The 21,007-nt window shown below is 67.1% G+C and carries 18 protein-coding genes and 1 pseudogene; 11 read left to right on the top strand and 8 right to left on the bottom strand.

Features of this window, described 5'->3' with window-relative positions:
* Together CFB39_RS41260 and CFB39_RS17795 are read right to left on the bottom strand one after the other, a co-directional pair.
* Positions 1-351, bottom strand: a complete 351-nt coding sequence (locus CFB39_RS41260; RefSeq protein ID WP_373452751.1) for a hypothetical protein — start codon at positions 349-351, stop codon at positions 1-3.
* On the bottom strand, positions 352-1,332 hold the full coding sequence (locus CFB39_RS17795) for a helix-turn-helix domain-containing protein (RefSeq protein ID WP_089473824.1): 981 nt from the start codon (positions 1,330-1,332) through the stop codon (positions 352-354).
* Positions 1,333-1,510: 178 nt separating this feature from the next.
* Here CFB39_RS17795 and CFB39_RS17790 point away from each other — a divergent pair, with 178 nt between their 5' ends.
* The 5 genes from CFB39_RS17790 (at position 1,511) to CFB39_RS17770 (ending at position 6,456) form a co-directional block, all read left to right on the top strand.
* Positions 1,511-2,044, top strand: coding sequence for a 2,4'-dihydroxyacetophenone dioxygenase family protein (locus CFB39_RS17790; protein ID WP_043186175.1), 534 nt, complete (start codon positions 1,511-1,513; stop codon positions 2,042-2,044).
* An 18-nt stretch (positions 2,045-2,062) separates the two neighbouring features.
* Positions 2,063-3,367 (top strand): MFS transporter, encoded by a 1,305-nt coding sequence (locus tag CFB39_RS17785; RefSeq protein ID WP_089473823.1) that lies wholly within the window; start codon positions 2,063-2,065, stop codon positions 3,365-3,367.
* 1 nt (position 3,368) lies between these two features.
* Entirely contained in the window at positions 3,369-4,490 is a 1,122-nt protein-coding gene (locus CFB39_RS17780; protein ID WP_089473822.1) for a 2,3-butanediol dehydrogenase, read from the top strand.
* On the top strand, positions 4,468-5,190 hold the full coding sequence (locus CFB39_RS17775; protein WP_089473821.1) for an SDR family NAD(P)-dependent oxidoreductase: 723 nt from the start codon (positions 4,468-4,470) through the stop codon (positions 5,188-5,190). Before CFB39_RS17780 ends, CFB39_RS17775 begins: the two co-directional genes overlap by 23 nt.
* Before the next feature lie 174 nt (positions 5,191-5,364).
* Positions 5,365-6,456 (top strand): porin, encoded by a 1,092-nt coding sequence (locus CFB39_RS17770; RefSeq protein WP_089473820.1) that lies wholly within the window; start codon positions 5,365-5,367, stop codon positions 6,454-6,456.
* 153 nt (positions 6,457-6,609) lie between these two features.
* Here the strand turns inward: CFB39_RS17770 and CFB39_RS17765 are convergent, their stop codons facing one another.
* Positions 6,610-7,584 (bottom strand): helix-turn-helix domain-containing protein, encoded by a 975-nt coding sequence (locus CFB39_RS17765; RefSeq protein WP_256991415.1) that lies wholly within the window; start codon positions 7,582-7,584, stop codon positions 6,610-6,612.
* Between the two features lie 360 nt (positions 7,585-7,944).
* Between CFB39_RS17765 and CFB39_RS17760 the strand changes: the two genes are divergently transcribed.
* Positions 7,945-8,832 (top strand): transporter, encoded by an 888-nt coding sequence (locus CFB39_RS17760; RefSeq protein WP_089473818.1) that lies wholly within the window; start codon positions 7,945-7,947, stop codon positions 8,830-8,832.
* A gap of 67 nt (positions 8,833-8,899) precedes the next feature.
* Here CFB39_RS17760 and CFB39_RS17755 read toward each other — a convergent pair whose 3' ends face one another.
* From CFB39_RS17755 to CFB39_RS17740, 4 genes and pseudogenes are all read right to left on the bottom strand, one after another.
* Positions 8,900-10,513, bottom strand: a complete 1,614-nt coding sequence (locus CFB39_RS17755) for a GMC family oxidoreductase (protein ID WP_089473817.1) — start codon at positions 10,511-10,513, stop codon at positions 8,900-8,902.
* A 77-nt stretch (positions 10,514-10,590) separates the two neighbouring features.
* Positions 10,591-12,045 (bottom strand): aldehyde dehydrogenase, encoded by a 1,455-nt coding sequence (locus CFB39_RS17750; RefSeq protein ID WP_089473816.1) that lies wholly within the window; start codon positions 12,043-12,045, stop codon positions 10,591-10,593.
* A 131-nt stretch (positions 12,046-12,176) separates the two neighbouring features.
* Positions 12,177-15,038, bottom strand: a pseudogene (locus CFB39_RS17745) (TOMM system kinase/cyclase fusion protein); the annotation flags it as partial.
* On the bottom strand, positions 15,035-16,036 hold the full coding sequence (locus CFB39_RS17740; RefSeq protein WP_089473815.1) for an FHA domain-containing protein: 1,002 nt from the start codon (positions 16,034-16,036) through the stop codon (positions 15,035-15,037). The pseudogene CFB39_RS17745 and the gene CFB39_RS17740, both read right to left, overlap by 4 nt.
* 815 nt (positions 16,037-16,851) lie before the next feature.
* On the opposite strand from CFB39_RS17740, the gene CFB39_RS17735 reads away from it, so the two are divergent.
* The 3 genes from CFB39_RS17735 (at position 16,852) to CFB39_RS17725 (ending at position 18,819) form a co-directional block, all read left to right on the top strand.
* On the top strand, positions 16,852-17,562 hold the full coding sequence (locus CFB39_RS17735) for a PadR family transcriptional regulator (protein ID WP_089473814.1): 711 nt from the start codon (positions 16,852-16,854) through the stop codon (positions 17,560-17,562).
* A gap of 38 nt (positions 17,563-17,600) precedes the next feature.
* On the top strand, positions 17,601-18,422 hold the full coding sequence (locus CFB39_RS17730) for a siderophore-interacting protein (protein WP_089428704.1): 822 nt from the start codon (positions 17,601-17,603) through the stop codon (positions 18,420-18,422).
* A gap of 172 nt (positions 18,423-18,594) precedes the next feature.
* On the top strand, positions 18,595-18,819 hold the full coding sequence (locus CFB39_RS17725) for a hypothetical protein (RefSeq protein ID WP_089473813.1): 225 nt from the start codon (positions 18,595-18,597) through the stop codon (positions 18,817-18,819).
* 26 nt (positions 18,820-18,845) lie between these two features.
* On the opposite strand, the gene CFB39_RS17720 is transcribed toward CFB39_RS17725, so the two are convergent.
* A complete protein-coding gene (locus CFB39_RS17720) occupies positions 18,846-19,427 on the bottom strand; it encodes an undecaprenyl-diphosphatase (protein ID WP_089428706.1) in 582 nt (193 codons plus the stop codon).
* Between the two features lie 441 nt (positions 19,428-19,868).
* Between CFB39_RS17720 and CFB39_RS17715 the strand changes: the two genes are divergently transcribed.
* Complete coding sequence (locus CFB39_RS17715; protein WP_039344575.1) at positions 19,869-20,609, top strand: acetoacetate decarboxylase; 741 nt, start codon at positions 19,869-19,871, stop codon at positions 20,607-20,609.
* A gap of 52 nt (positions 20,610-20,661) precedes the next feature.
* The coding region (locus CFB39_RS17710; RefSeq protein ID WP_144030270.1) for an SDR family NAD(P)-dependent oxidoreductase at positions 20,662-21,007 on the top strand (346 nt) is incomplete at its 3' end.

Genomic DNA, 21,007 nt, shown 5'->3' with positions numbered 1-21,007 from the left:
TCAGCTGTAGCAGGCCGGTCGATCGGATCGCGCAGTCCGCGCGGTTCCGCGACCGGCCGGTGTCATGTGCGCGCGCTTGTCGCGGCATTCGCGGGGGCGGGTCATTCGTGAGTGGCGGGTGAATACAATGGCGCGGGTCCGGGCGGCCCGCCGCACAATCTGCGATGCGTCGGTGATGCCGCGCATCGTGTCCGGCAATACGAACGCGCCGACGATCATGATGGCGGAGCGCTGCGCCGAATTCATGCTCGCGGAGTAACGCAACGCGGCGCGCGGGCGTTTTCGTTCACGACAATCAAAAGACCGCGCGTGAGACACGCGCCGCCGCTTCATCTGCATCACCTGCTGCAATCACCCCCCGTCCGTCCGCACCGCCTCGCGCAGCGCCATCGGCGATGCACCGTAGCGCTCGCGAATCGCACGGCTGAAATGAGCCTGGCTCGAAAAGCCCCAGCGAAACGCGATTTCGCCGACGCTCGTCTTGCGCAGTCGCGCATCGGTCAGCTCGCGATGCGCATGCGACAGCCGCTCCGACCAGATGTGCTGCGTGATCGACTCGCCTTCGGCCGCGAAGAGCCGGCTCAGATGCCGCAGCGACAGCCCGACCGCGTCGGCGACGGCCTGCGGCCCGAGCTCCGGATCGCCGAGATGCGTCGCGACGTACTGCTTCGCGGTCAGCAGATACGACAGCGACGCACGCGACGCGCCCGCGCCATTCACCTCCGCATCGATGAGTTCCGCGACCAGCGTGCACGTGTGTTCGGCGAACTGCGCGGCGTCACGCTCGACCGGATCCTTCATGAAGCGCTCGACGCTCGCGCGCAACGTCGCGCCGAGCATCGCGCCCGCGCCCGGTTTCGGCGCGATCCGCAGCGGCAGCGCCGCCAGTTCCGCATCGAGCCGGTCGTCGAACGTCGTGATCGGGATATCGATCAGCAGCTGCCGCATCGGCGTCAGGAATCCGAACAGATAGGGCACGCGCGTGTCGTAGACGACGACATCGCCGGCGTCCGCGAGCAGGCAACGGTCCCGCTGGATGAAATACGCGCGCCCGCTCAGGATCTGGCACGCAAACAGCGACTCCTTCGGCAACTGGCGCACCAGCGCGGGGCTGCGCTCGATCACGTGATCCTGGCCGCTGATGTCCGCGATGCCGAGGCCCGGCAGCGCGATATCGGTCTTCTCGACCTCGAGCCCGGCCGGCGACAGCGACGAACAGCGCAGCCCGACCAGCGTCGCCGCATTGAACGCATCCCAGTACGCCATCCTGTCGCGCGCCGGCACGTCGGCCGTCGAGCCTCGCGTGCGGGAAAAAACGGTCGTATTCGTCACGTCGCCTCCTGCGGGCGCCTGTCGTGCGGAGCGGCACGGATTGGGGGATGGTTCGTCTGGATTGTGTTGCGATGCAATGTCCGGCGCGGTCAAGCAATGCGTCCAGCCCAGTCAAGAGCGGCGCGCACCGGCTGGCTAAAGTCGAGCCCACGACAACTGATACCCAAGGAGACAAACCGTGGTCGACAAAGCCGTAGCCGAATTCTGGCAAAACATCCCGCCGATTGCCAATCCGTTCAAGCCCGATGCGCTGCCCGAAGCGTACATCGCGAACGCGGCCACCGACGACGAACGCTATTACGTTCCGTTCACCGAAACGGTTTCGTCACGGCCGCTGTGGATCTCGCCGTCGCAAAACAAATGGTGCGACATCCTGATGGCGAAGGAAGCCGGGCTCGTGAACCGGCACTATCACCCGCACGAGGTGTTCGCTTACACGCTGTCGGGAAAGTGGGGTTATCTGGAGCACGAATGGACCGCGACGCGCGGCGATTTCGTGTACGAAACGCCGGGCGAAGGCCACACGCTCGTCGCGTTCGATCACCCGGAGCCGATGCGCGCGTTCTTCATCGTGAAGGGGCCGCTGATCTGGCTCGACGAAGCAGGCAATCCAGACGGCTACTTCGACGTGCATTCGTACATCGCGATGTGCAAAGCGCATTACGAGAAGGTCGGCCTCGGCGCGCAAGCGATCGAGAAGCTGTTCCGCTGACGCGCGGCAAGGCTCACCATGACATCCCCTTCCGCCTCCCGATCCGCGTGGACGTATGAGAACCGGCTGCTGCTGATCCTGTTCATGACGTTCGGCTTCGTGTTCTTCGACCGCCTCGCGCTGTCGTTCCTGTTCCCGTTCATGTCGGCCGAGCTGCATCTGACGAACACGCAGCTCGGCATGGTGTCGTCCGCACTCGCGCTCACGTGGGCATTGTCCGGCGCCGCGACCGGCGCGTGGTCCGACGCCCGCGGCACGCGCAAGCCGCTGCTGGTCGCGGCCGTGCTCGGCTTTTCCGTGTGCTCGGCGCTGTCGGGGCTCGTCGGCGGCTTCGCGAGCCTGATCGCGTTCCGCGCGCTGATGGGCATCGCCGAAGGCCCCGTGCTGCCGCTGTCGCAATCGCTGATGGTCGAAAGCTCGACGCCGAGCCGCCGCGGGCTGAACATGGGCCTGCTGCAGGGCTCCGCCGCCGGCCTGCTCGGCGCGATGATCGGCCCGCCGGTGGTCATCGGCATCGCGACCACGTACGGCTGGCGCGAGGCGTTCTACGTGTCGTGCATTCCGGGCTTCCTGATCGCGTTCTGCATCTGGCGCTGGGTGCGCGAAGCGCCACCCGGCGGCGTGCGGCACGCGCAGGCCGAACCCGGCGGCGCATCGGCCGCGAGCGGCGCGGCAGTCAGCCGATGGGCGCTGCTGAAGGAGCGCAACATCCTGCTCTGCGTGCTGATCAGCGGCTTCTTTCTCACGTGGTTCGTCGTGATCATCTCGTTCGCGCCGGTGTTCCTCGTGGAAAGCCGCCATCTGTCGCCGTCCGACATGGGCGTCGTGATGACCTGCCTCGGCGCCGCGTGGGTGTTCTGGGGCTTCGCGGTGCCGGCGATCTCCGACCGGATCGGCCGCAAGCCGACGATGATCGTGTTTGCGCTGATCGCGGCCGTGTGCCCGGTCGTGATGATCCATGCCGGTTCGCTGTGGGCGCTCGGCGCGCTCGTGTTCGCCACGTACACGGGCCTCGGCTGCTTCACGCTGTTCATGGCGACGATCCCGGCCGAAACGGTGCCGCCGCGCGCGATCGCCAGCGCGCTCGGCCTGATCATGGGCGCCGGTGAGCTGATCGGCGGCTTCGTTGCACCGACCGTCGCCGGCTTCGCGGCGGACCAGTACGGCCTGCAGTTCGCGATGTGGACGTCGGCTGCCGGCGCGATCCTCGCGTGCGTGCTGTCGTTCGGCCTCGTCGAGACCGCGCCCGCTGTGCTGCGCAAGCGCGCACTCGCCGGCTCGGCCGCGAACCATCTCGATCCACAAAACCTCGGAGGCCACTGACATGCGGGCACTTCAATGGCATGGCCCGCGCGACGTCCGTCTCGTGGAAATCGACACGCCGCGCGTCAGCCCCGGTGAAGTGCGCATCGCGATCGCGTACTGCGGGATCTGCGGCAGCGACCTGCACGAATATGCGGACGGCCCGCACGCGATTCCGGTCGACACGCCGCATCCGCTGTCGCGCCGCACCGCGCCGCTGACGCTCGGCCACGAGTTCTGCGGCACCGTCGTCGAAGTCGGCGACGGCGTGACGGCGCTGCGCGCGGGCGATCGCGTCGCGGTCGAGCCCGAGTATCGCTGCAGCCGGTGCGCGTATTGCCGCGCGGGGTCGTACAACCTGTGCGTATCGATGGGCTTCGCCGGGCTGATGGGCGACGGCGGCATGGCCGACTTCGCGGTCGTGCCGGCGTACATGCTGCATCGCCTGCCTGACGGCGTGAGTCTCGAGCAGGCCGCGGTGATGGAGCCGGCGGCCGTCGCGCTGCACGCGTTGCGGCGTGGCGAACTGCGGCTCGGCGAAACCTGTGCGGTGTTCGGCCTCGGCCCGATCGGCCTGCTGCTCATCATGCTCGCGAAACTGCAGGGGGCGACCACGATCGTCGCCGTCGACGTCTCACCCGAACGGCTCGCGGCGGCCGCGCGCTTCGGCGCGACGCATACGTTCGACGCACGCGCACTCGGTGCATCCGCGCTGCAAGACGCGATCCACGCGGCCACGGGCGGGCTCGGCGTCGACGCGAGTTTCGAAGCGGCCGGGCTGCCGGCCACGTTCGAATCGGCGATGCAGGCACTGCGCAAGGGCGGCCGCGTCGTGATGGTCGGCCTGATGCCGCATGCCGGCTTCGACGCGTTCCGTGCGGTCAACGACGAGCTGACCTTCACGGCGAGCGTCGGCTACCGGCATGCGTACGAAGACCTGCTGCGCATCGTCGCGTCGGGCGCGCTCGACCTCACGTCGATCGTCACGCGCACCGTGTCGCTCGAAGACGCCGTCGCCGACGGCTTCGACGCGCTGCTCGCCGACCGCGCGCAAATCAAGATCCTCGTTTCACCCGCGCAACGGCCCGACCGTCGCGCGCCCACCATCGGGAGCGTCGAGCATGAGTCGTCAGTGGGCGTTTGAGGGGCAGTCCGTCGTCGTGACGGGCGGCACGTCGGGCATCGGTGCGCGCACGGCGATGCGGTTCGCGGAAGCCGGCGCGTCGGTCGTCGCGCTCGGGCTCAATGCGGCCGGCCCGCATGCGCCCGTGCATGCGGGCGTTCGCTGCGTGGAACTCGACGTGACCGACAGCGATGCGCTGACGCGCACGATCGCGGCCCTGCCGGGGCTCGACGTGCTCGTCAACGGCGTCGGCATCAGCCGGCACGCGGACGAATACCGGATGGACCAGTTCGAGCTCGTGCTGAACGTGAACCTGACGTCGGTGATGCGTGCCTCCGACGCCGCACGGCCGGCGCTGTCGGCACACGGCGGCAGCATCGTCAATGTGGCGTCGATGTACACGTACTTCGGCAGCAAGGACCGGCCCGCGTACAGCGCGAGCAAGGGCGGCATCGCGCAGCTCACGCGCTCGCTCGCGCAGGCGTGGGCCGATCGCGGCATTCGCGTGAATGCGGTCGCGCCCGGCTGGATCGATACGCCGCTCAGCAGCGGCCTGATGGCCGACATGCAGGCGTCGCGGCGCATCCTCGAGCGCACGCCGCTCGGGCGCTGGGGCACGGCCGACGAAGTCGCGGACGTGATCCTGTTCCTGTGCTCGCCCAGCGCATCGTTCGTGACCGGCGCGGTCGTGCCGGTCGATGGCGGGTATTCGACGGTCTAGCACGCTGCCGAGTGGGCATCGGCACGCCCGCGATTGCTGCCGATGCCCGTCACACATCGATTTCCTTCGGTTGTCACTGAGCCGGGATCATCCGGTTCAGCTTTGCTCATATCAATCAGTAGTCCAATCAAAAATATCCGACTCGATCGGAAACATGTGAGGAGCACATTGGAGATGACGAAAAAGACCGTTCTGGCGCTCGCTGCATGCGCCATTCCCGCCGTGTCGTTCGCGCAGAGCAGCGTGACGATGTTCGGGCTGATGGACGCCGGCATCAGCTACGTCAGCAATCAAGGCGGCCACGGCGCCGCGAAGTTCGACGACAACATCTTCTTCCCGAACCTGCTCGGTTTCGAAGGCAAGGAGGATCTCGGCGCGGGCACGCGCGCGATCTTCCGGCTCGTCAACCAGTATTCGCTCGGCAACGGCTCGATCATCGGCGGCGGGCTGTTCGCGCGCACGGCCTACGTCGGGCTGCAGAACGACCGGTACGGCACGCTGACGCTCGGCAACCAGTACGAGTTAATGGTCGACGCGCTGGCCGCGAGCGGCAACGAGATCGCGCAGGATCTCGTCGGCCTGTACGGCTTTCGCAACGGGCCGTTCGACAAGCTCGCGTTGCCGAACAACCCGACCGGCGCCTTCGACTGGGATCGCGTCGCGGGCAGCAATCGCGTCGCGAATTCGGTCAAGTACACGAGCCCGTCGCTGTCGGGACTGACCTTCGGCGCGCTGTACGGCTTCGGGAACGTCGCGGGGTCGGTCGGCGCGAACAACACGGTCAGCGTCGGCGCAAGCTACGACAACGGCACGTTCGGCGCGGGCGCGGCCTATACGAACCAGAAGTATGGCGCGACGGACGTGCTGCCGCCGACCAGCGTGCGCAACTGGGGCGCGGGCGTGCACTACACGCTCGGCACGGTCACCGGGAAAGCGCTCTTCACGACGGTACGCAACGCGCAGAACGGCGCGGGTGCGTGGTCGGCGGAAGCCGGTGCCGCATGGCGGCCGTCGCCGGCATGGGTGATCGGCGCGAGCTACACGTACATGAAGGGCAACGACACGCTCGACAACGCGCACGCGCACCAGCTCCTGGCCGCCGTCCAGTACTGGCTGTCGAAACGCACGATGGTGTACGTGGCGGGCGTGCACCAGCGCGCGAACCACGGCAGCAACGCGCAGATCAACGGCGTGATGGATGCGAACGGCGCGTCGGGCGGCGCGCTGCAGTCGATCGCGCGGCTCGGGTTCAGTACGCGGTTCTAGGCCGCCGCCCCGGCGGATTCTGGCGACGCCCCTGTGTCCGGATCGCCTGACGACGCAGGCGCGGTGCCGGCCCGCGCTGCCGCGTTCGTCGTCACACGCTGCCGGCCATCCTCCGATCGAGTCGGTTCGAATCGCAACGAATGCACGCCGCGACTAACCCGACGATCCCGCACCGCCCCCGTCCTGCATCGCCGCATCCCGACACTGCGACGGCGTGACGCCGAAGCGCCGGCGAAACAGGCGCGCGAAATACGCCGGATCGGAAAACCCCGACTGCAGCGCGAGGCGCGTAATGCTCGCCCCGTCGGCACCGGTCTGCGACAGCACTTCATGGCACTTCTCGAGCCGAAGGCGCTGGATCATCGCCTGCGGCCGCTCGCCGATCGATTCGAATGCCTGGTAAAGCGTGCGGCGGCACACCTTCAATGCGGCGGCAATACGATCGGGCGACAGTTCGCCGTCGTCCAGATGCCGATGGATGTATTGCTGCGCGTCGCGCAACAACGTCTCGCGGATCTTGCGCCGCGAAGCGGGCGCCGTGCCGTCCGCGAAATCGATGGTCTCGGCGAGCAACGTCGCCACCAGTTCCAGCACGCCGAAGCGGCTGCGCGGATTCATGCGCCGGCCCTCGGCGATCATCGCCTGCAGGCTCGCGAGCGCCACGGCCGCGCCGCCCGTCGTCGGCATCGCGCGGCCGATCGCTTGCCGGGCCAGCGCCAGCAGCGCGTCGTGGTCGGCCACTTCGCACAGCATCGTGACGAATTCGCCGTGTGCGTCGTTTTGAATCCAGTATGGGCTGCTCGCCTCGTACAGCGTGAAATGCCCGGGCGGCACGATCACGTCGCTGGCACCCTGCTCGAGCCTCGCCACGCCGCTCAGTTGCCAGATCACCTTGACGTAGCGGTGCTTCAGCGTCTTGCAGGCATCGCGCCCGATGGAGGCGCTGTGCGCGCTGGCCGCAATGCGCGCCACGCGGCAGCGCGCATGATCGAACACGTCGACGCTCGCGTCGAATTCGCCGGACGCGCCGGCGTTCAGCTCCAGCGGAAAGAACCGATGCCGGATCTGCTCCGACCAGCACGACACGCCGCCCGCCTGCAGCGGCGGATGCGCTTCCGAATCGATCATGACGTTCGCCTCCAGAAAAATCCGGCTTTCAGGTACATCCGTTGCGTGGCCGCCTGCGTACGCATGCAGCGAGCGCGACGATCGACTCGCCCGACTTCCGGTCATGTGTGACGACACGCGCCCGGCCAGCACCGATAAGAGGGGATCGGCTCGTAGCGTACGGCGCATCGATGCGAAAGAACATTCGCACAACTCCCATGCGTGGCCGGAACGCTACCTGACGTTGTAAAGATTTCCCCTAGATGCACCGTACTCCTGACGGCTTTGCACGCAAACACATGCGAGCGAAAAACTGGCGCGGCACCCTGCTGACGGGCGGAAAGACGACTTCCGGCCGTGCGCCGTAGGAGGAGACAAACGATGAAACGACTTTCCCTTTCCGTGATGCTGTCCGCGCTCGTCGTCGCGCACGGCGCTCACGCAACCGAAGGCGGCGGCTCCGTCTACCCGACCGGGGCGGAAGGCTACCTGTGCTGCGCACTGCCGCCGCCGGGGCTCTATGCACTGATCTACGCGGAGCGCTACCGCGCCGGCGAACTGCGCAACAACGACGGCCGCAACGTCGCGCCGCCAGACTTCAGCATCACTGCCTATTCGGTGACGCCACGGATCGTGTGGGTCACACCCTACACATTTGCCGGCGCGTCGCTGGCCATGCATGCGCTGCTTCCGCTCGTCACGCTCGACGTGCACGCGGGCGGGCAATCGCAGCGGCGGACCGGTGTCGGCGACATGACGTTCGGGCCGGCGCTCGGCTGGCACGTCACGCCGACGCTCCACACGCTGCTCGCCGTCGATTTCTTCGCGCCTACGGGCCGGTACGACAAAAGCGACCTGGCCAACATCGGCCGACACGTCTGGGCGATCCAGCCGATCGCGGGGATCTCGTATGGCGGCCGTACCGGGCCGGTGTTCGATGCAAAGCTGATGTGGACCTTCAACCAGCGCAACCACGCGACGGACTACCGATCCGGCCAGGAATTCATCGTCGACTATTCGGCGGGCTGGGGTTTCGGCAACGGGCTGACGGTCGGCGCGGGCGGCTATGTCTACCGGCAGATGACGGACGACTCACAGGCCGGGCAAACCATCGCCGGCAATCGCGGCCGTGCGTTCGCGATCGGCCCGTCGATCAAGTACGACAGCGGGAAGGGCTGGTTCGTGACCGCCAAATACCAGATGGAAACCGATGTGCGAAACCGCCCGGAAGGTGCGGCGTTCTGGCTCAAGGCCGTGTTTCCGCTCTGATTCGAACGAAACCGCGTCGGCATCGCCCGACGCGAAGTCAGCGCAGGTCAGCCCTGCGCCGCCTCATTCACCGACCGAGCAGCAGGTCAGCGCCGCGTTCGCCGATCATGATTGCCGGCGCGTTGGTGTTGCCGCTCGGCACCTGCGGGCAGATCGAGCAATCGATCACGCGCAGATTGGAGAAGCCGTGAACGCGCAGCGTCTTCTGGTCGACCACCGACGTCCGCGGGTCCGTACCCATCCTGCAGGTGCCGGCCGGGTGATAGACGGTCTTGATGTCCTGCCGCACGAATCGCTCGATTGCCGGCAGATCGTCCGGATCGACACGGGCAGGCGCGACGATTTCCTTCACGTGCGCCTGCAGCGCCTTCGCCGACAGGATCCTGAGCCCGGCCTGAACGGCCCGGATCTGGCCGTCGAGGTCGGCCGGGTCGCTCAGGAAGTTCGCATCGATCCTCGGAAGATCCGACGGATCCTTGCTGCGCAACGCCACCTGCCCGCGCGATTTCGGTTGCAGATGGCCGACCTTGACCGACATGCCGTGCTCGCTCGCCGGTGGCTTCTCTCCCGGCGTATTGTCGAAATTGTCGAGCAGCGGCAGGAAATGGAACTGTACGTCCGGCCGCCCGGTGCCCAGCGTGTCGATGAATGCGCCGCCTTCGAGGATGTTGCTGGTCAGCAGCCCGCTCCTGAAGCACTTCCATTGCAGGAAATGGCGCATCGCCCGGAGCCCGGTGTTCTCGCCGTAGAGGCTCGCCGGTGTGCGAATCGACGCCTGCACCGACATGTGCAGATGATCGTGGAAATTCCGGCCGACCGGCAATGCGGCAACCGTATCGATCCCGAGCGCGGCAAGATGCTCCGCCGGCCCGATGCCGGACAGCATCAGCACCTTCGGACTCCCGATCGCCCCCGCGCTCACGACGACCTCGTTGCGCACGCGCACCGACACGGGCGCGTGACCGCCTTCGCTGAATTCGACCGCGACCGCACGCCCCGCATCGGTCCGGATCCGGTGCACGAGCGCGCCGGTCACCACCTTCAGCTTCGCGTCGTCGCGCACCGACGCCAGATAGGTCTGTGCCGTGCTTGCGCGTTCGCCGTTGCGCGTCGTCGTCTGGTAATAGCCGATGCCCTGCTGCACTTCGCCGTTGAAATCGTTGACGTAGCGCAGCCCCATCTCCTGCCCGGCCCGGATGAACGCAGCCGTCAACGGATGGCGATAACGGTTCTCGCTGACGGGCAGCGGACCCGTCTGGCCGTGATACGCAGGCCCCAGGCTTTCGTTCGCTTCCGCCTTCATGAAATACGGCAGCACGTCGTCGTAGCGCCAGTCCGTGCATCCCCACTGCGTCGCCCAGTCGTCGTAGTCGTCGCGCTGCCCGCGGATGTAGATCATCCCGTTGACCGAACTGCCGCCGCCCAGCACCTTGCCCTGCGCGATGATCATGCTGCGACCGTTCGCGTTCGGCTGCGGTTCGGTCATGTACGGCCACGATTTCTTCTGGAACACCTGCATCACGCCGCCCGGAATCCGGTGAAACGGATTGTCGTCGCGCGTGCCGGCTTCCAGCAGCAGCACCGAACCGGCGTTCTGCTGGATCAACCGCGCGGCCACGACGCAACCGGCGGAACCCGCGCCGATGACGACGTAATCGAAGGTCAGGTCTTGAGTAGTCATGTGTCTGTCGAATGGGATAGGCGGGCGAGCAATGCTCGCGATCTTGTTGTTGTGTCTCCGAGCCGGCACGTGCGCGGCTACATCGCGATCGTGACGACCTTCTCCTCCAGGTACGCATCGAGCCCGCTCTGCGACAGGTCGCGCCCGACGCCGCTCTCCTTGAAGCCGCCCCACGGCAGCCGTGCGTCGAGCGGGCTCCACGCGTTCACCGCGACCGCGCCGACCCGCAGACGGGCGGCAGTACGGTGCGCGGTCGCGAGATCGCGGGTCCACAGCGTGGCGGACAACGCGTAGACGGTGTCGTTCGCCAGCGCGACGGCCTCGTCTTCCGTATCGAACGGCATGATCGTGCCGACCGGCCCGAACACTTCGTCGCGCGCGATGCGCATCGCCGGATCGACATTCGCGAACACCGTCGGCCGCACGAAGAAGCCTTGCGACGGCACCGGTTCGTCGCCCGCGACCATCGTCGCGCCGTCGTGAAGCGCCACGGCGATATGCGTCTTCACGCGGTCGGCATGGCGGGCGCTGATCAGCGCGCCCATCTGCGTCGCCGGGTCGAACGGCGTGCCGACCCTGACCGACCGCGCCGCATGCGCTAGCGCGCCGACGACGTCGTCGTAGTGACGGCGCTGCACCAGCACGCGCGTGCCGGCCGCGCACGTCTGCCCCTGGTTGACGAACAGCCCCATCGCGACGCCGGCGATCGCCTGCTCGAGATTCGCGTCGTCGAAGATGATCTGCGGCGCCTTGCCGCCGAGTTCCAGCGTCAGCCGCTTGAACTGTGCGCCGGCTTCGCGCGCGATCGTGCGGCCGACCTCGGTGCTGCCGGTGAAGCTGATCTTGTCGACGCCCGGGTGATTGACCAGCGCGGCCCCGACCGACGCACCGATGCCGTGCACGAGATTCACGACACCTGGCGGAAAACCAGCCTGCGCCGCCAGGTCCACCAGCGCCCCGACCGCGAGCGGCGCGTCCTCCGACGGCTTGATCACGACCGTGCAGCCGGCCGCGAGCGCGGGCGCCAGCTTCCAGCACGCGATCATCAGCGGCGCATTCCACGGCACGATCAGGCCGGCGACGCCGACTGCTTCGCGCACCGTGTAGTTGACGGTCGGGCGCCCCATGAAGCCGCCGGTCGGAATCTGGCGGCCTTCGAGCTTGTCCGCCCATCCGGCGAAGTAGCGCAGTGTGTCGATCGACATCGGCAGGTCCATCATGCGCACTTCCATCGCGGGGCGCCCCTGTTCACGCGCCAGCAACTCGACGAAGCGTTCCGCGTCATGCTCGAGCAGGTCGGCCAGCCGGTTCAGCAGCTTCGCCCGCGCCGCGCCGGGCAAGCGGCGCCAGGATCCGCCGTCGAATTCCGCGCGGGCCGCGCGCACGGCCCGGTCGACGTCGGCGCCGGTGCCGGCCGCCACGCGCGCAAGCAGGTGCCCGGTGCACGGTTCGAATTTCTCGAACCACTCGCCCCGCGCGGCGTCACACGCGTCGCCCGCGATCCGGTGTTGAAGGGTGTAGTCGGCTGTCATGGGGTTGTCTCCAGATTGTCGAAAGCCGATCCGGCGCTGAAAGCCGTATCGGCCTATCTGGCCCACTGTAGGACGCGGGTAGCAGCACCGCTGGGACATCCGTGCATCGAGTGCAGGATTCAGATGCACAAGCGCGTGGCGTGTTCGTCGACGCCGTCCGCATGCGCGCCGGCTCCGTGATCGGCTTGCGCGGCCAGCGCCTGGCTGACTCGCGCATGGTTGGCGCACCGCACGGCCGGCGGCATCGACGCGTACGCCGCGTCGCGAATCAACGCATGGCGGAACGAATAGAACACGCGATCGCGCCGATGTTGCGCATACATGATCCGCTCTTCGAGCAGCAGCTGCAGGTGCGCGTCGAGCGTGACGCGATCATGCGGCGATGCCGCGGCCAGCAGTTGCGCATCCACCTCGAGCCCGATCGTCGCGGCGAGCTGCGCGGTGCCGCGCGCATCGTCGATCCGGTCGAACGCGCGACCGAGCATTCCGCCGAGACTGAGCGGAAGCGGGCACGGGTCCATCGTCCGCAGCGCCGTGAGCGAGCCGTCCGCGCCGCACATCGTCAGCTCGCGCGCAACGGCCTCGATGAACAACGGAATGCCCGCCGTACGATGGATGAGCGGGTCGAGCCAGGCCGGATCGAGCGCGCCCTGGCCCAGGTGCGCCGACATCAGGCGCCGCGCGTCGTCGCGCGGCAGCCGGCGCAGTACCAGGCGCTCGGTCACGCCGCGCCAGCGCGCGAGCCTGACGGGTCGCGACGTGAGCACGATGCAAAGCGCCGCCGCGCGCGGCGAGCGCTGCAGGTACGCCAGAAAATCCTCGGTCGAGCGGTCGATCCACTGGACATCCTCGACGACGAGCAACACCGGCGCGCCATTGCCGAGCGACACGATCAATTGCTCGAGCACATCGAACAGCGCGTCCTGTTCGCGCGCGCCCGGCCACCTCGCCGCCTTCGCATCGCAGGGCAGCCCCAGCCAGGTCGCAAGCGCGACACGGGCCGCCGCACGATCGCATTCGAGCGCCGCGAGCATCGCGTCGATCGCCGCGTGCGTGATGTCGGCCGGACTGTCGGCGTCGAGTTGCCAATGCGCGCCGATGAACCGCAGGATCGGAAACAGCGCATGATTCTCCCGCTCCGGCTGGCATCCGCAATGCGCGAACGCGTGGCCCTGTGCCCGCACGGTCTCGCACAGCCCGTGTACGAGGCGCGACTTGCCGATTCCCGCGTCGCCGACGACGAGCCGCGGCGGCACATCGTGCATTACGCGACGATGCCGTGCAAGCGTCTCCTGCCACGCGCGCAGCAGCGCATCGAGTTCGCGCGTACGGCCGATCATCGGTGCCCGCATGCCGCCGTCGAGCGAATCGAACGGCGTATCGGCCCGACGCTCGCCGAGCAGTTCATGCACCGGCTGCGGGGCGAGGCCCGCCCGCGCCAGCCGCAACCCGGTCGGCCGGAAGTCGGCATGCCGTTCGAGCGCGAGCCGCGCATCGTCGCTGATCAGGATCTGCCCGGGCCCGGCCAGCCGCAACAACCGCGACGCGGCGGCCGGCGTCGATCCGCCCGCCCACTGCGCCGCATGCGCGAGAACCTGCCCGACGTGAATCGCGGCGGCCAATTCGACGCGCCAGCCTTCGCCGCTGTCCGTACAGCCGGCTTCGGCCGGCACCGGCAGCCGCGCGCGCCCGGCCACCCGCACCATGTCGAGTGCCGCACGTGCCGCCCGGCGCGCGGGCCGATCGATATCGCCTTGCAGGCCGAAATGGAACAGCAGCGTGTCGCCGAGCCGCTCGTCGACCTGCGCGCCATAGCCGACGGCGATATCCGCGCACTTCGTCAGCCACTGCGCCTCGTAGCGGTCGAGCAGGGCGCCGTGATCGGTTCCCGCATGGCGTTGCCGGCCGTCTCCGGCGATCGTCACGCAACAGCACAGCGTGGTGACCTGCCGGTATTCGCCCGCCGTTGCAACCGCGTCGCTGCGCGGCGCGAACGGATGCGGCCGCATGCGGCGGCTTGCGCGGCCGGCATCGAACGGACCGACGAGCGCGGCGAAATTGAGCGCACGAAACTGCGCCGCGAGTTCGTCGGCCGAGGCGGCACGCTGCGCCGGATGCTTGCTCAACGCATGCCGCAGCACCGAGCCGAGCGGATGCGACGCGATCGACGGGGGAAGCGCGACATCCACCGGACTGAGTTGCCGATAAAGAATGTCGGCGACGCTTGCGCCCTGCATCACGACTTCGCCCGTCAGGCATTCGATCACGACCAGGCCCCACGCATACAGGTCGCTTCCGGGCGTCGGCGGTTCGTTGCGCAGTTGCTCGGGCGCGCAGTACGACGGCGAGCCGAGCACCTCGGCCGCGAGCGTCGCGGCCTGGGGCGCGATCTCGGTCGCGCCGGGCAACAGCGCGCCGATCCCGAAATCGAGGAGCTTCGCGTGCGGCCCGTCGTCGGCCATCACGAGCACGATGTTTTGCGGCTTCAGATCCCGGTGCACGATGCCGCGGCGATGTGCAGCCGCGAGCGCATCGAGCACCTCCGTCATCAGCCGTCCGGTGTCGACGGCAGACAGCGGCCCCTCCATCGCGAGCCGGTCGTGCAGGGTCTGGCCCTGCACGCGCTCGAATACGGCGAACAGCCGCCCGTCGGGCGCTTCCCCCTGGTCCAGCAGCGCCACGATGTTCGGGTGCCGCAGCGCCTCGCACAGGCTCGTCTCGCGCCGGAAGCGCATGCGCTGGCGCGCGCGCTCGGCTTCGGTCCATGCGACATCGTCCCGCATCAGCTTGATCGCGACGTCCTGACCCGTCTCGCCGCAAGTCGCGCGAAACACCACGCCGCTGCCGCCTTCGCCGAGCAACGCACCGAGCTGGTAATGCCGCTTGCCGGTCAACGTCGCGAAAGGCGCGGCGGGCCGCTGCGATTCATGCGCGTGCGGCACGACGCGAGCGCGTGCCGCGGTCGGCAACCCGGATGGTCGTTCCGCGTTCACGAGCAATGGACGACCGGGTCCGGCGCCGGACGATGCATGCCGATGCGCGCCTCAACGCCCGGCACCGACTGGCATTCGAGGCGCTCGCCGCGCATGACGCGGAACGGGAAATCGCCGAAGCGGACGCTGCCGCGCCGCCGCTCGACCAGCTGACTCGCGTCCAGCCCCGGCAGCGCCGCGAACTGGCTACGGGCGCGATGAATCTGCACGTTGAGATGGGACGTATCGATACCGAGCATGCGCGCCAGCCGGTCGAGTTCGATCCAGCCTTGCGTGGCGGCGTCGTAGCCGGCCTGCATGTCGGCCGAACGTGCGCGGGCGAGCGTGACGAGGCTGTAGTGATGCGCGCGCTCGCCGAGGTCGACCACGCCGCCGCGAACATGCAGCAGCGCACGCGCATGCTCTTCGTCCCGGCTGACGAAGAATTCGAGCAATCGGGCCGGCACGGCCGGATCGGCCGGCGCGCGCAGCGTCATCGTCGAGCCATGGCGCACGAGCGCCACGCGCCACGTGACGTCGCCCGTCGACACTTCATCGCCGTCATGGAGCGCGCGCGGCGGCAACGTGTCGTCGCACAGCCAATCGCCGGCCGGCGACCGGACGATCGTGACCGGCTGCGCGGCGTGGGCAGCCAGGATCTGGCGCGGCGTGAGCACGATCGGGTGCACGGCGCCCCGTACCGGCCATAGCGTATCGGCCGGATCGTCGAGCGACTCGACGCGCCAGGGCGCGACACCCGCCCTGCCGAACCGGATCACGTCGCCGCGCTGCAGCACCGCGTGCTCGCCGTCGCGCAACGGCACGCCCGATACCGACGTGCCGTTGCTGCTGTGGTCGTGGAGCTCCCATCGGCCGCCGACCCAGCGGATATGGGCGTGGACCCGGGACACCGACGCGTCGCGGATGACCGTATCGCAGCGCGCGGCGTCGCGGCCGAACACGTGATACGCGCGGAGCAGGCACGCTTGCCCGGAAGAATCGTTCTTGAGTATCGCCATGGCTGCCCCGTATCGGATTCGCCCGGATCGCTCGAGTGACGCGTCGACGCCCGGGATCGCGATTGATTCAGTGATCGCGAACGGTGTCGACCGTTCGCCGCCTCGTTACCAGTTTCTTCGTCAACTTCCGTTCGGATCGTTGCTCATCCGGTGTGTGTTATTTCGACTGATTGAATGGTCGGTTGTTTTGTTGTTTTAAATTCGAGCAACTTGATGAAAATCCTGCCAAATAAAATCACGCTTCACAATCGAAATACCCAAATCCCGCCTTAATATTGCAATGCTTTACATTTACAACGAATCTTCAGCTCGCATATAAAGGGTCGAAAATCTTCACCACCCTGCAGGCCATGACAGGCTTGCAATCGACAGAGTCACCACATTGAATGACGGGGTCGATTTAAATACCTTTGCCGGCGCGGAAAATTTGTTTGATCGAAAGAAAATAAATTAAACAGTTTCAGAGATTCAAATAATTATCGTCGGCGTTTTATCAAATCTCATTACGTGAATTAACTGTGGGGTTCAGCTGCGTCGCAGCCGATGTCTCGCGGTGCCATCGGCGAGCGGATACGTGCCGGCACGCCGCCGCGTCACGATCAATCGCTGTCAATGGCCGCAGAGGCCGGCAAGGCGCGAACGGTCCGATCGTCGTGATCGACACGCCAACGAGCTTGATGCACCGCATCGACGGCCATCTCCGCCCCGAGCCGCCAGCCTATCCTCGCGCGCTATCCAGCCCCAATAAATCCCCTTGACGACCTATCTTTCGATATATATCTTTAGATATGTTTTACGACATATAGGACTCGATCATGCGACACAACCCTTCCCGCGGCCATGCCCGATGCGACGGTCATGGTGCGCATGCCCGCCCTGACGGGTTCGCCGGTCTCTGGTACGCAATCGGCCGCCATCGCCGCGGCCACGATCCGCTCGGCGGTGGCGGCCCGTTCGGTGGCCGTGGCGGGCGCGGCTTTGGCGATTTCGGCGACGACGGCATGCCGCGCGGCCGCCAGTTCAGCTCCGACGATCTCCAGCTGCTGCTGCTTGCGCTGGTCGCCGAGCAACCGAGCCACGGCTACGAGCTGATCAAGGCGCTCGACACGCGTTCGAACGGCTTCTACAGCCCGAGCCCCGGCATGGTGTATCCGGCCCTCACGTATCTCGAAGAAGTCGGCTTCGTCGCGTCGCAGGCGGAAGGCAACCGCAAGCGCTATGCGCTGACCGACGCCGGCCGCGCGCATCTCGACGCGCAACGCGAACGCGTCGACACACTGTTCGCACGCCTCACGCACCTCGCGCGCAAGATGGAGTTCATGCGCCGCGCGTTCGCAGGAGAATCGGCGGGCAACGAAACGCCGGACGAAGCGCAAGCAGGCTGGCTGCCGGAGTTCGTCGAGGCACGCCTCGCACTCAAGCGCGCGCTGCTGCACAAGAGCGCCGCCGACGCCGACGAACAGCGCCGCATCGCCGCCATCATGCGCCGCGCGACGGCTGAAATCGAAGGCGGCAGCGGTGCGTAATCCGCGCCGCCCCTTCCAACCCTAAGGAGAACGGATTGATGCAGAACACATCCGACCGCACCGTGACCCGCGTGCGCCACACCCTCAAGTTCCGCTTGCTGCAAGTCCTACGCGTGCACACCGTCACGCCGCACCTGCTGCGCGTCACGCTTGGCGGCCCCGATCTCGCGGATTTCGAATCCGCGTCGTTCGACGATCACGTGAAGGTATTTTTCCCGCCGCCCGGCGCTGAACGGCCCGTGCTGCCGACGCTCGGCGCGAACGGTCCCGAGTTTCCGGAAGGCGAACCGAAGCCGGTCGCGCGCGACTTCACGCCGCGCCGCTTCGACCGCGCCGCCGGCGAACTCGATCTGGAATTCGTGCTGAACCACCCGGGCCCCGCGTCGCAGTGGGCCGCGCAGGCACGTGTCGGCCAATGGCTCGGCATCGGCGGCCCGCGCGGTTCGTTCGTCGTCCCGACCGGTTTCGACTGGCACCTGCTGATCGGCGACGATACGGCGCTGCCGGCGATCGCGCGGCGTCTCGAGGAATTGCCGGCCGGCGCGCGTGTAGCCGTCGTGATGGAAGTCGCGGATCGCACCGCGCAGATCGCGTTCGACACGCGCGCCGACGTGCATGAAATCTGGCGCTTCCGCGCCGAAGCCGACGCGGCGGACGGCGACGTGCTGCTGAATGCCGTGCGCGACCTGCCGCTGCCGCCGTCCGGCGACGGCTATGTGTGGGCGGCGGGCGAAGCGCTGTCGATGCGCGCGGTACGCCAGCACCTGACCGGCGAGCGCGGCGTCGACAAGTCGCGCATCCGTGCGGCGGCCTACTGGAAACGCGGCGCGGCGGCCGTGCACGAAACGCTGGAAGACTGATGGATGCGGGTGCCCGGCAAACGGGTACCGCTTGAGGTTGGCCGGCCGATGACACGATCGTGGCGTCGGCGCACCAGCGGGCTTGGCACCGCTATCGCGACTGGTATATATCTGTGGGTGCGACGCCGCTGTCGGGCGACAGCCGCCGCAGCCCGCCCAGGAGCGCCCGGTCATGACAAAAGAAAGCCACGCTTCGCCGTTCCTTCGCAACCTGAAGATCGCCGGCTATTGCGGCCTAGCCGCGGTGGTACTCGCGCTGTTCGTCGCGATGTGCGCGATCCTGAAGGAAAGCGCACTCGACCGCGACGCCGCGCAACACCCTGCCGATACCGCTGAACTGCACGATGCGGGCGCTGGCCCGTCCACATCGGCCGAATCGGCCAAGACACCCGGCTGACCGCGTTCGGCCCTTTCTCCTGCCGCTTACGGCGCGTGCCGGCGGCCCATCACGGCGGCATGCACCGAATCGCCGAGCCGTTCGAGCAGCGCGGTCACGCGTTGCCCGTACAGGTGCGCGGCCAGCGCGCCAGCCGTGCCGACCAGCACGCCGCCTGCCATGTCGAACGGCCAGTGCACGCCCACATAGATACGTCCCCATGCAATCGCCGCGGCCATCGCGACCATCACGAACCCGGTGAACCGGGTCGTGCCGCCGAGCATCAACCCGACCGCCATGCTCCACGCGAACGTCATGTGATCGCTCGGAAACGAGCTGTCCGGCGCGTGCGGAATCAGCTGCGTGCCGACGCCCGCCATGAACGGGCGCGGCGAGAACCAGAAATGTCCGATGACTTGCGCGAGCGCGAGCGCCACGCACACGCCGACGCCGGCTTCGATCGCCTGGCGCCGCGTCGGGCGCGCGCCGAAGATCCAGGTCAGCAGCAGCATCGCGGGCAACGCATAGACGAGCCAGTCGGCGGCGAAGATGGCGAGGCGGGCCACGCCCGGCTGCGGCGCAACCCCGGCGTTGATGGCGGAAAAGAGGGTGAGATTGAGGGTCTGCATGAATCCGGTTGCGTGGGGCGTAAAAAATCGGCCGGTTGCCCGGCCTGCTACGAACGATGCTAAGGCGCACCCGCTTAAGTGATGCTTAATAAGACGACCGCGCGACGAAGCCCGCCGCCGCGAACGCGCTTAGAGCCTGCACCGCAACACAAGTTCACACATTTGTCATATTCCCGCGCGACCGTCTCCCGAAAAGGCTCACCTGGCATCCCGTAAAGACTCACCTTTTTCACATCGTGGCGTCATCGACGCGTGCAAACATCGGGACGCCGGGTGCCATCCAGACCGTTTGCGTCATTCATCTCAATATTTACGCTGCAAATGCTTCGAAATCGGCAACAATTAATTCCATATGCGGCATCGCACAACGGTAACGCACAGGCATAGGATTACGAGCTTACGAGCACTCATCCACGAAGCGATCAACAACAAGGAGTCCGCATGAAACCCAGCGATGTCCGATCGAAAGCGTTTGCGATGCCGTTGACCAGCCCCGCCTTCCCGATGGGCCCTTACCGTTTCGTCGATCGTGAGTTCCTGATCATCACGTATCGCACCGATCCGGACCGTCTCCGCGAAATCGTCCCCGAGCCGCTGCAGGTCACCGAGCCACTCGTGCATTACGAATTCATCCGCATGGCCGATTCGACCGGCTTCGGCGACTACACCGAAAGCGGTCAGGTGATTCCCGTCGAATACAACGGCCAGCCGGGCGGCTATACGCTCGCGATGTATCTCGACGATCACCCGCCGATCGCCGGCGGCCGCGAGTTGTGGGGCTTCCCGAAGAAGCTCGCGTCGCCCACGCTGCACGTGAACACCGACCACCTCCTCGGCACGCTCGACTACGGCAAGGTGCGCGTCGCCACCGGCACGATGGGCTACAAGCACAAGGAGCTCGACATCGACGAGCAGACCAGGCGTCTCGCCGGCCCCAATTTCCTGCTGAAGATCATCCCGCACGTCGACGGCACCGCGCGCGTCTGCGAACTGGTGCGCTACTACATGCAGGACATCAAGATGAAGGGCGCGTGGACGGGCCCCGCATCGCTCGAGCTGGCGCCGCATGCGCTCGCGCCCGTGGCCGACCTGCCCGTGCTCGAAATCGTCGAAGCCCGCCACATCGTCGCAGATTTGACACTGGGCCTTGGCGAAGTCGTCTACGATTACCTGGCTCAGTAACACGTCCGCAGTCCTTTCTCCCTGTCAATCCTTTCACCACGGGAATTCGAACATGAGCAACCTGAATGGCAAGACCGCAGTCGTCACGGGCGCCGCGAGCGGCATCGGCAAGGAAATCGCACTCGAGCTCGCGAAAGCGGGCGCGGCCGTCGCGATCGCCGACCTGAACCAGGACGGCGCGAACGCGGTCGCCGACGAGATCGTCAAGGCGGGCGGCAAGGCAATCGGCGTCGCGATGGACGTGACGAACGAGGAAGCCGTGAACAGCGGCATCGACAAGGTGGCCGAAACGTTCGGCTCGGTCGACATCCTCGTGTCGAACGCGGGCATCCAGATCGTCAACCCGATCGAGAACTATTCGTTCGCCGACTGGAAGAAGATGCAGGCGATCCACGTCG

Source organism: Burkholderia sp. AU6039, assembly GCF_002223365.1.
Taxonomy (GTDB): Bacteria; Pseudomonadota; Gammaproteobacteria; order Burkholderiales; family Burkholderiaceae; genus Burkholderia.
The sequence above is the reverse complement of the archived record's forward strand: the minus strand, read 5'-3'. Positions and strand labels throughout refer to the sequence as shown.